At 70.0% G+C, this 12,864-nt stretch carries 9 protein-coding genes; 6 read left to right on the top strand and 3 right to left on the bottom strand.

Translation table 11 applies throughout. The features are described from left to right. Positions 1–318: 318 nt before the first annotated feature. Positions 319–726, bottom strand: a complete 408-nt coding sequence (locus tag K6K41_RS04360; RefSeq protein ID WP_261404063.1) for an endonuclease domain-containing protein — start codon at positions 724–726, stop codon at positions 319–321. A gap of 239 nt (positions 727–965) precedes the next feature. On the opposite strand from K6K41_RS04360, the gene K6K41_RS04355 reads away from it, so the two are divergent. The 4 genes from K6K41_RS04355 to K6K41_RS04340 all read left to right on the top strand — a co-directional run bounded on the left by K6K41_RS04355 (position 966) and on the right by K6K41_RS04340 (position 7,584). Further along, on the top strand, positions 966–1,847 hold the full coding sequence (locus tag K6K41_RS04355; RefSeq protein ID WP_378146401.1) for an outer membrane protein assembly factor BamD: 882 nt from the start codon (positions 966–968) through the stop codon (positions 1,845–1,847). 28 nt (positions 1,848–1,875) lie between these two features. After that, the gene (recN, locus tag K6K41_RS04350) at positions 1,876–3,540 is read left to right on the top strand and encodes a DNA repair protein RecN (protein WP_261404061.1); all 1,665 of its coding nucleotides are present in this window, start codon (positions 1,876–1,878) and stop codon (positions 3,538–3,540) included. Between the two features lie 354 nt (positions 3,541–3,894). Beyond that, on the top strand, positions 3,895–6,018 hold the full coding sequence (gene ligA, locus K6K41_RS04345) for an NAD-dependent DNA ligase LigA (protein WP_261404060.1): 2,124 nt from the start codon (positions 3,895–3,897) through the stop codon (positions 6,016–6,018). Positions 6,019–6,285: 267 nt separating this feature from the next. Then, on the top strand, positions 6,286–7,584 hold the full coding sequence (locus K6K41_RS04340; RefSeq protein ID WP_261404059.1) for an aspartate aminotransferase type Ic: 1,299 nt from the start codon (positions 6,286–6,288) through the stop codon (positions 7,582–7,584). 106 nt (positions 7,585–7,690) lie between these two features. Here the strand turns inward: K6K41_RS04340 and miaA are convergent, their stop codons facing one another. Beyond that, positions 7,691–8,674, bottom strand: a complete 984-nt coding sequence (gene miaA / locus K6K41_RS04335; protein ID WP_261404058.1) for a tRNA (adenosine(37)-N6)-dimethylallyltransferase MiaA — start codon at positions 8,672–8,674, stop codon at positions 7,691–7,693. Positions 8,675–8,756: 82 nt separating this feature from the next. Here miaA and serB point away from each other — a divergent pair, with 82 nt between their 5' ends. Both serB and K6K41_RS29255 read left to right on the top strand, forming a co-directional pair. Then, positions 8,757–9,653 (top strand): phosphoserine phosphatase SerB, encoded by an 897-nt coding sequence (gene serB, locus K6K41_RS04330; protein ID WP_261404057.1) that lies wholly within the window; start codon positions 8,757–8,759, stop codon positions 9,651–9,653. 219 nt (positions 9,654–9,872) lie between these two features. After that, entirely contained in the window at positions 9,873–10,532 is a 660-nt protein-coding gene (locus K6K41_RS29255; protein ID WP_315855137.1) for a PAS domain-containing protein, read from the top strand. 3 nt (positions 10,533–10,535) lie between these two features. Here K6K41_RS29255 and K6K41_RS04315 read toward each other — a convergent pair whose 3' ends face one another. Further along, positions 10,536–11,867 (bottom strand): Do family serine endopeptidase, encoded by a 1,332-nt coding sequence (locus K6K41_RS04315; RefSeq protein WP_261404056.1) that lies wholly within the window; start codon positions 11,865–11,867, stop codon positions 10,536–10,538. Between the last annotated feature and the right edge of the window lie 997 nt (positions 11,868–12,864).

The following is a 12,864-nucleotide window of genomic DNA, read 5'->3' as shown; positions in this document are numbered from 1 at the left end:
AAGGTGAACGACCAAGCGGCCCGGGCGGAGACGTCCGGGCCGTTTTCGTTTGGGGAAGCGCTTGACGATTATGCGCTGCCTCTCGCGCTCGGATCCTCCCCTGCGTCAGCGGGGGAGGGGGACCACCCGCAGGGTGGTGGAGGGGCGAGCGCGACGCGCGGCATGGTCGCGGCGCCGGAAACGACGAGCTTGAGATTTCCGGCCCCTTCTTCGCCGCCGAGACGATCTCGGGGCTGCTTCCCGTTGAAAAGGGTAGCGCCGGCCTCCTCCACCATGGGCTTCGCCCACGGTCCCCCTCCTCCGCGTCGCAGAGGAGGATCAAGAGGCGCCGTCGCCTCCGCGCGCTTCCTCCCTTGCGTCAGCGGTCGAGGGGGTGAGCGCGACGTCCGCGATCATGAGCAGGACGCCTTCGAGGCCCTCGTCGTTCAGGACGTCCCGCGCCGCGAAGCGCAGCGTGCGAATCCCGCGCTCGGCGAGCAAAGCGTCACGACGCTCGTCGCGGACAAGTCGCTCTGCGAAATCGTGGACCGCTCCATCGACCTCGATGGCGAGTCGCGCGGAGGGGCAATAGAAGTCGAGGACGAACGGACCGATGGGATGCTGACGTCGGAAGCGTAGACCCTGAAGCTGGTCGCGTCGAAGCGCTCGCCAAAGCACGGCTTCCGGCAAGCTCAACTTCTTGCGCAGATTTCGCGCGATCCCGAACGTCCGTTTTGGGGCGCGCATTGTCGGTCCGTCGCGGCGGTCTCCTCCACCATGCTGCGCATGGTCCCCCTCCTCCGCAAGCGGAGCAGGATCATGGCCGCCGAGCCCTCCATCCCCTGTCTCAAAAAAGCCGCGCGTGCGTCGGAGATGAGTTTCGGCTATAGACATCCCGCCCGTCGCCAGCATGGTGCGTCGGGTTCCGCGTCAAGGCGCGGGCCGGTCCCGGGGGCCGAATCCGTCTGTTTGTGAAAGAGGCTTCGATGGCCGTGCGTCCGTCTACTGCTTCGTCCGCGCGGGGGCGCCGGATGATCCGCAACGCTCTTCTCGTCGCGCTCGCGCTGCCGATCGCCGGCTGCTCGATGTTCGAGGACAAGAAGGAAGAGCTCGCGCCGGACGAACCAGCCGACAAGCTCTACAACGAAGGCCTCAGCGGCCTGAACACCGGCGACTATGACGCCGCCAAGAAGAAATTCGCCGAGGTCGACCGCCAGCATCCGTACACGGACTGGGGCCGCAAGTCGGTGCTGATGACCACTTACGTCGCCTATCGCGACGGCAAGTATCAAGAGGCCATCACCAACGGCAATCGCTACGTCCAGCTGCATCCGACGAGCCCGGACGCGGCCTACGCCCAGTATCTCGTCGGCATGAGCTACTACAACCAGGTGCCGGACGTGAGCCGCGACCAGGAGCGCACGACGCGCGCGATCGCCGCTTTCGACGAGCTCGTGCGCCGCTGGCCGCAGAGCGAATACGCCGAGCCCGCCAAGCGCCGCGCCTCCGTCGCCCGCGACCAGCTCGCCGGCAAGGAGATGCAGGTCGGCCGCTTCTATCTCGCGCGCAAGGACTACACCGGCGCGATCAACCGCTTCCGCGTCGTCGTCAGCCAGTACCAGCAGACCCGTCACATCGAGGAGGCGCTTCACCGTCTGGTCGAGGCGTATCTCTCGCTCGGCATCGTCGGCGAGGCGCAGACCGCGGCCGCGATCCTCGGCCACAACTATCCGGACGGCGACTGGTACAAGCAGAGCTACGCGCTGCTGAACGGCTCCGGCCTGCAGCCCCAGCAGAACAACGACAGCTGGATCAGCCGCGCGTTCGGCGGCGGCAACAAGACCGCGGCCGCGAACCCGCCGGCCTGACCCCAAAACCCCTCCCGCGGGATCGTCCGTGCTCGCAAGGCTCTCGATCCGCGACATCGTGCTGATCGACCGGCTGGAACTCGATTTCGAGGGCGGCCTGTCGGTGCTCACGGGCGAGACCGGCGCAGGCAAGTCGATCGTGCTGGACGCGGTCTCGCTCGCGCTCGGCGGGCGCGGCGACGGCGGGCTCGTCCGCGAGGGCGAAGCCCAAGGCCAGGTGACCGCGGCCTTCGATCTCGCCCCCGGCCACCCGGCGCGCGCGCTGCTCAAGGCGCAGGACATCGACGACGACGGCGACGTGATTCTGCGCCGCGTGCAGGCCCGCGACGGGCGCACCCGCGCCTTCGCCAACGACCAGCCGGTGAGCGTCCAGACGCTGAAGAGCCTCGGCGCGCTGCTGGTCGAGATCCACGGCCAGCACGACGATCGCGCGCTCGTCGACCCGGCCGCCCACCGCGCTTTGCTCGACGCTTATGGCGGGCTCGGCCAGGAGGCCGAGGCGGTCCGCAGCGCCTGGACCGCGCGGCGCGCCGCCGAGAAAGCGCTTGGCCAGCATGCCGAACGGGTCGAGGCGGCGCGGCGCGAGGCCGACTACCTGAAGCATGCGAGCGAAGAGCTTTCCGCGCTTGCGCCCGAATATGGCGAGGAGGAGCAGCTCGCCGACCGTCGCGCCGCGATGATGCGCTCCGAGAAGGCGGCGGAGGACCTCAACGAGGCCTATGAGGCCGTGACCGGCGGCGCAGGGCCCGCTTCCGCGATCGCCAACGCGATCCGGCGGCTGGAGCGGCGCGCGGCGGCGTCGCCGGAACTCGTCGAGCCCGCCATCAAGGCGCTCGACGCGGCCCTCGTCGCGCTCGACGAGGGCGAGCAGCATATCAAGGCCGCGCTCGAGGCCACCGCCTTCGACCCCCGGGAATTGGAGCGGCTGGAGGAGCGACTGTTCGCGCTTCGGGCCGCGAGCCGGAAGTACGGCGTGCCGGCCGACCAGCTTGCGGCGCTCGCCAAGAAATACAAGCACGATCTCGCCGAGATCGACGCCGGCGAGGCGCGGCTGGCGGCGCTCGGCGCGGAGGCTGAGGCGGCGCGCCACGCCTACGCCGCCGCCGCCGAACGCCTGAGCGCCGCACGGCGCAAGGTCGCGGCCACCCTCGACGCGGCGGTGATGGCGGAGCTGCCAGACCTCAAGCTCGAACGCGCCCGTTTCACTACCGAGGTCGAGCCCGACACGGCCGGTCCCGAGGGCGTGGATCGCGTGGAGTTCTGGGTCCAGACCAATCCCGGCACGCGCGCCGGGCCCCTGGCCAAGATCGCCTCGGGCGGCGAGCTTTCGCGCTTCATGCTGGCGCTGAAGGTCGCGCTCGCCGACCGCGGCTCGGCCCCGACGCTGGTCTTCGACGAGATCGACACCGGCGTCGGCGGCGCGGTGGCGGACGCGATCGGGGCCCGCCTCGCCAGACTGGCGCGCACCGTGCAGGTGCTGTCGGTGACCCACGCCCCGCAGGTCGCGGCGCGGGCGGGTTCGCACTTCCTCATCTCGAAGGCGCAGGCGCCCGGCGAAACGCGGGTCGTGACGCGGGTCGCGGGGCTGGAGCGTCCCGAGCGCAAGGAGGAGATCGCCCGCATGCTGGCCGGCGCCTCGGTGACCGAAGAGGCGAGGGCTGCGGCGGCCCGGCTGCTGGAAGGGGCGGCGTGACCGGGGCGGAGACGGACTGCGTGCTTCGAGACGCCTTCGCTGGCGCGAAGGCTCCTCAGCATGAGGATCGTTTTCGCTTTTTCAACGGTCCTCATGCCGAGGAGACCGCAGGGCGGCGTCTCGGCGACCGAGGAGGCCAGGGCGGCGCCCACCCGGCTGCTGGAAGGGCGGCGTGACCGGGGCGGAGACGGACTGCGTGCTTCGGACGCCTTCGCTAGCGCGAAGGCTCCTCGGCATGAGGTCCGTTTGAGCTTGCCACCCTCGACCTCCTCATGCTGAGGAGCCGTTCGTGAGGACGGCGTCTCGAAGCACGCAGTCGGTCTCCGCCACGCTGGAACCCAAGGGCGATCTGAGATGGCCACGACAGACAAGGACGGCGGCGAACTCCCGCCCTCGCTGCCCGACGCGGCCGCCGAACACGCCAAGCTCGCCGACGAGATCCGCGCGCATGACCGGCGCTACTATCAGGACGACGCGCCGATCGTCTCGGACGCCGACTACGACGCGCTTCGCCAGAAGCTGAACGCGCTCGAGGCCGCGTTTCCCGACCTCGTCACGGCCGACAGCCCGAGCCAGACCGTCGGCGCGGCGCCCTCGGAGGCGTTCGCCAAGGTTCGGCATGCCGTGCCGATGCTCTCGCTCGGCAACGCCTTCAAGGACGAGGACGTGGCGGAGTTCGCCGCCCGCATCCGCCGCTTCCTGCAGATGCCGCCCGAGGAGGCGCTCGCGATCTCGGCCGAGCCCAAGATCGACGGACTCTCGGCCTCCCTGCGCTACGAGGACGGCGTCTTCGTCCGCGGAGCGACCCGCGGCGACGGCGCCGTGGGCGAGGACGTGACGCAGAACCTGCGCACCATCGCGGACGTGCCCGAACGCCTGAAGGGCAAGGACGTCCCCGCGGTGATCGAGGTGCGCGGCGAGGTCTACATGTCGCACGCCGACTTCCGTGCGCTGAACGAACGGCAGGTCGAGGCCGGCAAGCCGGTCTTCGCCAATCCGCGCAACGCGGCGGCCGGGAGCCTCCGGCAGATCGATCCGAAGAACACCGCCGCGCGGCCGCTGCGCTTCTTCGCCTATGCCTGGGGCGAGGCGAGCGAGGTTCCGGCCGAGACCCAGTCGGGCATGGTGAAAAACCTCGGCCGCTGGGGCTTCGCCGTCAATGACGAGATGACGGTCTGCGCGACGACCGACGAGCTTCTGGCGCATTACCGCGCGATCGAGGAGAAGCGCGCCACGCTCGGCTACGACATCGACGGCGTGGTCTACAAGGTGGACCGGCTCGACCTTCAGCGGCGGCTCGGCTTCGTGTCGCGCTCGCCCCGCTGGGCCATCGCCCACAAGTTCCCGGCCGAGCAGGCGACCACCGTGCTCGAGGCGATCGACATCCAGGTGGGCCGCACCGGTTCGCTGACGCCGGTCGCCAAGCTCAAGCCCGTTACGGTCGGCGGCGTCGTGGTGTCGAACGCCACGCTTCACAACGAGGACGAGATCGCCCGCAAGGACGTCCGCGTCGGCGACACGGTCGTGGTGCAGCGCGCCGGCGACGTCATCCCGCAGGTGGTGCGGGTGACCGACGCTGACCGGAAGGGCAGGGGCCCGGCGTTTGAGTTCCCCCATGTCTGTCCCGTCTGCGGCAGCCACGCGGCGCGCGATGAGGGGGAGGTGGTCTGGCGCTGCACCGGCGGCCTCACCTGCCGCGCGCAGGCGGTGGAGCGGCTCCGCCATTTCGTCTCGCGCGGCGCGATGGACATTGAGGGGCTCGGCGAGAAGCAGATCGAGGCCTTCTACGAGTGGGGCGAGATCCGCGAGCCGGCGGACATCTTCACCCTGGAGAAGCGCGAGAAGACCGAAGGTCGGCTCACCGCGCTGAAGAACCGCGAAGGCTGGGGCGAGACCTCGGCCAGGAACCTCTATGCGGCGATCGAGGCGGCGAAGTCGCAGACCGTCGACCGGCTGCTGTACGGGCTCGGAATCCGCCATGTCGGCGAGACCAACGCCAAGCGCCTGATGCGCCATTTCGCGACCATCGACGCCTTGCGCGAGGCGGCGAAGGCCGCGACGTCGCCGAGCGGCGAACGGGGCGACAAGGGCGACGAGGCCTGGCGCGAGATCGTCGACATCGACGGCATCGGCGCCGTGGTGGCCAAGGCCGTGGTGGAGTTCTTCCGCGAACCCAAGAACGACCCGCCGCTCGACGCGCTGCTCGCCGAGGCGACGCCCTCGGCCATGGAGGCGAGGGCGGAAAGCTCTCCGGTCTCTGGGCTCACCGTGGTGTTCACCGGCGCGCTCGAGAAGATGACGCGCGACGAAGCCAAGGCGATGGCCGAGCGGCTGGGCGCGAAGGTCTCGGGCTCGGTGTCGAAGAAGACCGACCTCGTGGTGGCGGGCCCGGGCGCAGGCTCCAAGCTCGAGAAGGCCAAGGAGCTCGGGATCGAGACGCTGACCGAGGACGAGTGGCTGGCGCGGGTCGGCGAGTAAGGCGCGACGTAGGCCGCCCCTTCTCCCGCTTGCGGGAGAAGGTAAGGATGAGGGGAAGTGGCGAAGGTCTTTCCGGCATGGACCCGTCCGTCGGGCGAGCTTTCTTTTCGAGGCGTCGGCGCCGACGGCCCTCACCCTTACCCTCTCCCGCAAGCGGGAGAGGGGGCGGAAGCGTCGCGCCAGTCCTGCCTCTCTTCCTCTGGCATGCCGCGCGCATGAGGCGTAGAACGCGCCCGTTCGACCGCCTCCCGCCTGAGGATCCTTCCCGTGACCGCCGCTCTCGCCGATCTCTCCGCCGCCGACCTCGAAGCCTTTCTCGCCAAGACCCGCGCCGATCTCGACGCGTTCAAGGCGCGCGGCCTGAAACTCGACATGACCCGCGGCAAGCCCTCGCCCGAGCAGCTCGTCTTCGCCGAGGGCATGCTGGCGCTGCCCGGCAACCGCGACCACACCTCCGAGGCCAATGAAGACGCCCGCAACTACGGCAACCTTCAGGGGCTGGCGGAGACCAGAAAGCTCTTCGCCGGCACCATGGGCGCGCCGGCCGAGCGGGTCGTGGTGGGCGGCAACGCCAGCCTCGCCATGATGCACGACGTCATCGTCTGGGCGCTGCTGAAGGGCGTGCCGGGCTCCGCGCGGCCGTGGAGCAAGGAAGAGGAGATCGTCTTCCTCTGCCCGGCGCCCGGCTACGACCGCCATTTCGCGATCTGCGAGGAATTCGGGATCAGGATGATCCCGGTGCGGCTCACGGGCGAAGGCCCGGACATGGACCAGGTCGAGGAGCTCGTGCGCGACCCGGCCGTGAAGGGCATGTGGTGCGTGCCGAAATATTCGAACCCGACGGCCGAGACCTATTCGGACGAGACCGTGCGGCGCCTCGCGAAGATGGAGACGGCTGCGCCGGACTTCCGCCTGTTTTGGGACAACGCCTATGCGGTCCATCACCTGACGGACGCCAAGGCCGAGATCCTCAACATTCTCGACGAATGCGCCGCGGCCGGCCATCCGGACCGGGCCTTCGTGTTCGCCTCGACCTCCAAGATGACGGTGGCGGGCGCAGGCCTCGCCTTCTTCGCCTCGTCGGAGGCCAACGTGAAGTGGCAGCAGGCCCGCGCCGGCAAACAGACCATCGGCCCGGACAAGCTGAACCAGCTGCGTCACGTGCGCTTCCTGAAGGACGAGGCGGGCCTCGCCGCCCATATGGACAAGCACCGCGGCTCGCTCGCTCCGAAGTTCAAGGCGGTGACGGACGCGCTTCAGGCGCGGCTCGGCGGCCTCGGCGCTGCGACCTGGATCACGCCTGCGGGCGGCTACTTCGTCTCGGTCGACCTCGCGCCGGGCGCGGCCTCGCGGACCGTCGCGCTCGCCAAGGAGGCGGGGCTCGCGCTGACGCCGGCCGGCGCGACGTACCCGTATGGCAAGGATCCGCAGGACTCGAACCTGCGGCTGGCGCCGTCCTTCCCGACGCTCGCCGACGTGAAGGTCGCCTCGGAGATCATCGCCGTCTGCATGGCGCTCGCCTGCGCCGAGGCGGAAGAGGCCCGGCGCAAGAAAGCGGCGGCGTAGGGTTCTTTTCCCGGACTTGATCCGGGACCCAGAACCGAGGCCGCTTCCGGAAGTTGCAGAACGCGCGCCGCTTCTCCTCTGAACCGTGCCGGTTCTGGGTCCCGGATCAAGTCCGGGACAAGGGCGGCGGCGCGGTTCCCCGCCGCCCGATTTCTCGAATCGCCAGCTCCAGCGCCTCGTCCGGCGCGGCCTGGAGCCAGCCCGGCATCCGGTTCCGGAACCAGGTCGACTGGCGCTTGGCGTAGCGGCCGGTGTCGAGGCGGGTGCGCTCCAGCGCCTCGTCGAGGCTGATCTCGCCGCGGGCATGAGCGGCGAGCGGGCGAACGCCGAGCGCCTTCATCGCCGGCAGCGCTGGGTCGAGACTGCGGGCGTCGAGCTTCGCCGCCTCCTCGACCGCGCCGTCGCGCGCCATGCCGTCGAGCCGCGCGGCGATGCGCTCCCTCAAAATCGCGCGGTCGGGCGCGAGCGCGATGCGCAGCGTCTCGGCGGGGTCGAGCGGCCCGCGCGTCGCTTCCTCCTGCCAGCGCGCGAGCGAGCGGCCGGTCGCCTCCAGCACCTCCAGAGCGCGGATGAGGCGCTGCGGGTCGGTGGGCCTCAGCCGCGCCGCCATTTCGGGGTCCCGGCGGGCGAGTTCGGCGTGGAGCTCGGCCGCCGGACCGAAGGACCGCCAGCGCACGCGCACCTCGTCGGGAATGGCGGGGACGGCCGCGAGCCCCGCGGTCAGCGCTTCGAGATAAAGCCCAGTGCCGCCAACGAAAATCGGGACGCGGCCGGGTTCGACGGCCTGTTGAGAACCCGGCTCAAAACCAGCGCTTAACCTGTTGATAACCCTGTGGACGTCGTCGAGATAGCGGCCGACCGCATAGGCCTCGGCTGCGTCCACATGGCCGTAGAGCGCATGGGGCGCGCGGGCCTCGTCGGCTTCGCTGGGGCGGGCGGAGAGCACCCGCAGGTCCGCATAGACCTGGCTCGCGTCGGCGTTCGCCACCACGCCGCCGCAGCGCTCCGCCAAAGCGAGCGCGAGCGCCGACTTGCCCGAGGCGGTCGGGCCGGCGATCAGGACGGCGCGGATCGGCGGCTCAGCGGCCATGCATCTCAGCTCATCGCCCAAGGTTGCGGCGGGCGTCGCGGTCCTTATAGACGAGGCCCCGGAACCCGGAGCCGTTCTTTCGATGAGCCAGTCCTTCGCCGCCGTGCTGATTTCGAACCCCGCGCGGCCGGCGGTGGACGAACGCGCGCTCGCTTGCGTCTCCGCCGCCCTTTCGGGCGCGAAGGCGCGCGTGCTCGCCGACGGCGTCGCGGCGGAGTTCGAGGTCTCGCGCTGCGATCCCGGGGACGTCCGCGCGAGGCTCGTCGAGGCGCTCGGCGGCGCGCCGATCGACGTCGCGGTCGTCCCCGTCGAAGTGCGGCGCAAGCGGCTGCTCATCGCCGACATGGACTCCACCATGATCGAGCAGGAATGCCTCGACGAGCTTGCAGGCGTGCTCGGGCTGAAGGCGCAGGTCTCGGCTATCACCGAGCGGGCGATGAACGGCGAGATCGCCTTCGAACCGGCGCTGCGCGAGCGTGTGGCGCTGCTCGAAGGCCTGCCGGCGGCCGAGACCGTGTCGCGCGTGCTCGCCAACCGCATCACGCTGATGCCCGGCGCCAAGACGCTGCTGGCGACCATGCGCGCCGACGGGGCCTATGCGGCGCTGGTCTCGGGCGGCTTCACGGCTTTCACGGGCGCGATCGCGGCGACGCTCGGCTTCCACGAGCATCGCTCCAACACGCTTCTTGAAGAGGCCGGCAAGCTCACGGGCAAGGTCGCCGAGCCGATCCTCGGCAAGGAGGCCAAGCTCGCGGCGCTCAACGACCTGATGGCGAGCCGCGGGCTGAAGACGGCGGAGACGCTTGCGGTCGGCGACGGCGCGAACGATCTCGCGATGCTCGGCGCTGCGGGCCTTGGCGTCGCCTATCGGGCCAAGCCCGCGGTGGCGCAGGCCGCCCATGTCCGCATCGACCATGGCGACCTGACCGCGCTCCTGTTTCTGCAGGGATACCGGTCCGACGAGTTCGTCGGCGGCTGACCACGCGCGCTCATGACGAGGGCAGGCGACGCGACTTTGATCGGATCGCGTTGCTTGAATATTTGCCAGGGCGCCCAAGCATCGATCGTCCCGAAATTCTTGTCGGACGCGTTGCGTTATTTTTACGAGAAAGTAATTCGTCGTTAAGCCTGCGCCGTGATCACTGTCCCGGTCGGATCCGTACGGCTGATCCGGTTCATGCAGCGCCAGGGGGGCGTGATGGCGAGCGCAGACGCAGCGACGATCGATCTCGCCGACTACACGCTCAGCATCGGCGGCCGCATCGACGGCTTTCTCTATCGGGGCCTGAACCGCGACGACTACGCCATGGTGTGGGTCTCGTCCGGTTTCGAGGAGCTCACAGGGCTCGACGCCGAGGCCTTCGTGCGCAAGCGCAGCTCCTTCAGCGCTCTGATCCATCCCGAGGACCTCGATCTCGTCAACGACGCGGTCGCCAAGGCGCTCGAGACCGGCGGGCGCTGGCAGGTCGCCTACCGTCTGAAAGCGCCGGACGGCGGCTGGCGCTACGTCCACGAGACCGGCGGCGGCTGCGATCCCGATCCGGAGACCGGCGTCGCGCGCTATCTCGACGGCATCATCCTCGAGTCCGGCCGGCTGACGGGGCTCGCCAAGAAGCTCGAGCAGGGCCGCGACTCGGTCCGGCAGATCAACGAGTCGATCGGCGAGATCTTCAAGACGCTGAAGACGCTGCGCCTGCTCGCGCTCAACGCGCGCATCGAAGCCGCGCGCGCGGCCGAGCACGGCCTTGGCTTCAACGTGGTGGCGCAGGAGATGAACGGCCTCGCCTCGGCGGGCGAGACCGTGATGAAGCTCGTCGAGGACGAGCTCCGCCGCCTCAACGAGGCCGTGAGACTGTAAGGCCTATTCGATCGACAGCGCGACGAACCGCACGTCGCCCTGCTTGCCGGAGAGCAGCAGCAGCGCGGTCTTTTTGCCTTCCTTCTTGAGCGCGTCGAGGCGCTTGGTCACGTCGGCCGGCTTCTCCACCGTCTCCTGCGCGACCTCGACCAGCAGGTCGCCTTCCTGGATCTGGTTCTCCTGCGCCTTCGAGCCGGGATCGACCTTGGTGATGACGAGGCCCTTGGCGTCGGGCTTGAGGCTGAACTTCAGCCGCAGCTCGTCGGTGATCGCCGTGAAGGACAGGCCGAGCGCCGCGCCCGTCTTCGGCTCCTCGGCGGGCGAGGGCGCCTTGAGCGCGGCCTGCTTCGGATCGGTTTCCTCGAGGCGGCCGACCTTCAGCTTCAGCGTCACTTCCTTGTCCTTGCGCCACACCGTGACCTCGACCTCGCGGTCGATCACGGTGTCGGCGACGATCCGCGGCAGGTCGCGCATCGCGCGCACCGGCTTGCCGTCGAACTTCAGCACCACGTCGCCGGACTGCATGCCCGCCTTCGCCGCCGGCCCGTCGTCGTTGACGCCGGCGATCAGCGCGCCCTTGTCCGGACCCTTGATGCCGAGGCTCTCGGCGATGTCGTCGGTGACCTCCTGGATGCGCACGCCGATCCAGCCGCGACGCGTCTCGCCGAACTGGAGGATCTGGTCGACGACGTTCTTGGCGATCGTGGACGGCACCGAGAAGCCGATGCCGATCGACCCGCCCGACGGCGAGATGATCGCGGTGTTGATGCCGACGACGTCGCCGTCGGTGTTGAACAGCGGTCCGCCCGAATTGCCGCGGTTGATGGCGGCGTCGGTCTGGATGAAGTTGTCGTAGGGGCCGGAATTGATGTTGCGGTTGCGCGCCGAGACGATGCCGGCCGAGACCGACCCGCCGAGGCCGAACGGGTTGCCGATGGCGAGCACCCAGTCGCCGACCCGCAGCTTCTCGGCGTCGCCGAACTTGACTGCCTTGAGCGGCTTCGGCGGCTTCACCCGCAGCACCGCCATGTCGGTCTTCTGGTCCTTGCCGACGAGTTCGGCGGTGAGCTTCGAGCCGTCGTTGAAGTTGACCGTGATCTCGTCCGCGCCGTCGATCACGTGGTTGTTGGTCACCACGATGCCGTTGGGGTCGATCACGAAGCCGGAGCCGAGCGACGTCTGCTTGCGCGAGGGCCGCTTCGGGCCGTTGTCGCCGCGCTTGTTGAAGAACTCGTCGAAGAAGTCCTCGAAGGGCGAGCCTTCCGGCACCTGCGGGCTCGGCACCGCCTTTTCGGCGGCCGCCGGCGCGTTCTGCGAGGTCGAGATGTTGACCACGCTGTCGATGATGCCCTCGGCGAGATCGGCGAAGCTCTCCGGCGCCGGGCGGGCGACGGCCGGCTGAAGCGGCGCGAACGCGAGGCCCGCGGCGAGAGCGAGCGCCGTCGCGCGGAAGAGGGGCGGTCGGCGTGGCTCATGACGTCTCCTGGCGGGGCGAGTGCGCGCGCGACTCTATAGAGGCTCATGAGGCGGAAAAAGGGTGGGCGTCCCGATGGTCTGTCGACGCCGTCGACCGGGACGGCCGCCGGGGCCGGTCAGGGACCGCCTTCGAGGCAAGACGTGAGAACGCGGGAGACGGTTTTGCCCGGTCTCGCCGCCCGAGAGCGCCCGACCCGCCAGCCGTCATCCCGGGCCTGACCCGGGATCCAGAGCCGACGCCGGCGCTTGGCTCTCGGTCCGCCTCGGTTCTTGATCCCGGCTCTTCGGCCGGGATGACGGGCGGAGGTTCGCGCGCCGGGGGCGACGGGGGCTGTTCCTGCGCCGGGGATGGCCGGGGCCACCCTCGCGCCGGAGTGGCTGAGCGCCCGACCCGCCAGCCGTCATCCCGGGCCTGACCCGGGATCCAGAACCGACGCCGGCGCCGCCTGGCTCCCGGTCCGCTTCGGTTCTGGATCCCGGCTCTTCGGCCGGGATGATGGGCGGAGGTTCGCGCGCGGGGGGCGACCGGGGCGGCTGTTCCTGCGTCGGGGATGGCCGGGGCGACCCTCGCGCCGGAGTGATAGGGCGCCCGACCCGCCAGCCGTCATCCCGGGCCTGACCCGGGATCCAGAGCCGACGCCGGCGCCTGGCTCCCGGTCCGCCTCGGTTCTGGATCCCGGCTCTTCGGCCGGGATGACGGGCGGAGGTTCTCGCGCGGGGGGCGACCGGGGCTGTTCCTGCGCCGGGGATGGCCGGGGCGACCCATGCGCCCCAGTGGCTGAGCGCCCGACCCGCCAGCCGTCATCCCGGGCCTGACCCGGGATCCAGAACCGACGCCGGCGCCTGGCTCTCGGTC

The sequence above is a fragment of the Chenggangzhangella methanolivorans genome (genome assembly GCF_019797865.1).
Lineage (GTDB): Bacteria > Pseudomonadota > Alphaproteobacteria > Rhizobiales > Methylopilaceae > Methylopila > Methylopila methanolivorans.
Note: the sequence above shows the minus strand (reverse complement) of the source record. Positions and strands in the feature narration are given on the sequence as shown.

Coding starts and splice junctions, on each gene's coding strand:
- K6K41_RS04360 (WP_261404063.1), bottom strand. CDS start 726: ATGCGCGCCCCAAAACGGACGTTCGGGATCGCGCGAAATCTGCGCAAG.
- K6K41_RS04355 (WP_378146401.1), top strand. CDS start 966: ATGGCCGTGCGTCCGTCTACTGCTTCGTCCGCGCGGGGGCGCCGGATG.
- ligA (WP_261404060.1), top strand. CDS start 3,895: ATGGCCACGACAGACAAGGACGGCGGCGAACTCCCGCCCTCGCTGCCC.
- miaA (WP_261404058.1), bottom strand. CDS start 8,674: ATGGCCGCTGAGCCGCCGATCCGCGCCGTCCTGATCGCCGGCCCGACC.
- serB (WP_261404057.1), top strand. CDS start 8,757: ATGAGCCAGTCCTTCGCCGCCGTGCTGATTTCGAACCCCGCGCGGCCG.
- K6K41_RS29255 (WP_315855137.1), top strand. CDS start 9,873: ATGGCGAGCGCAGACGCAGCGACGATCGATCTCGCCGACTACACGCTC.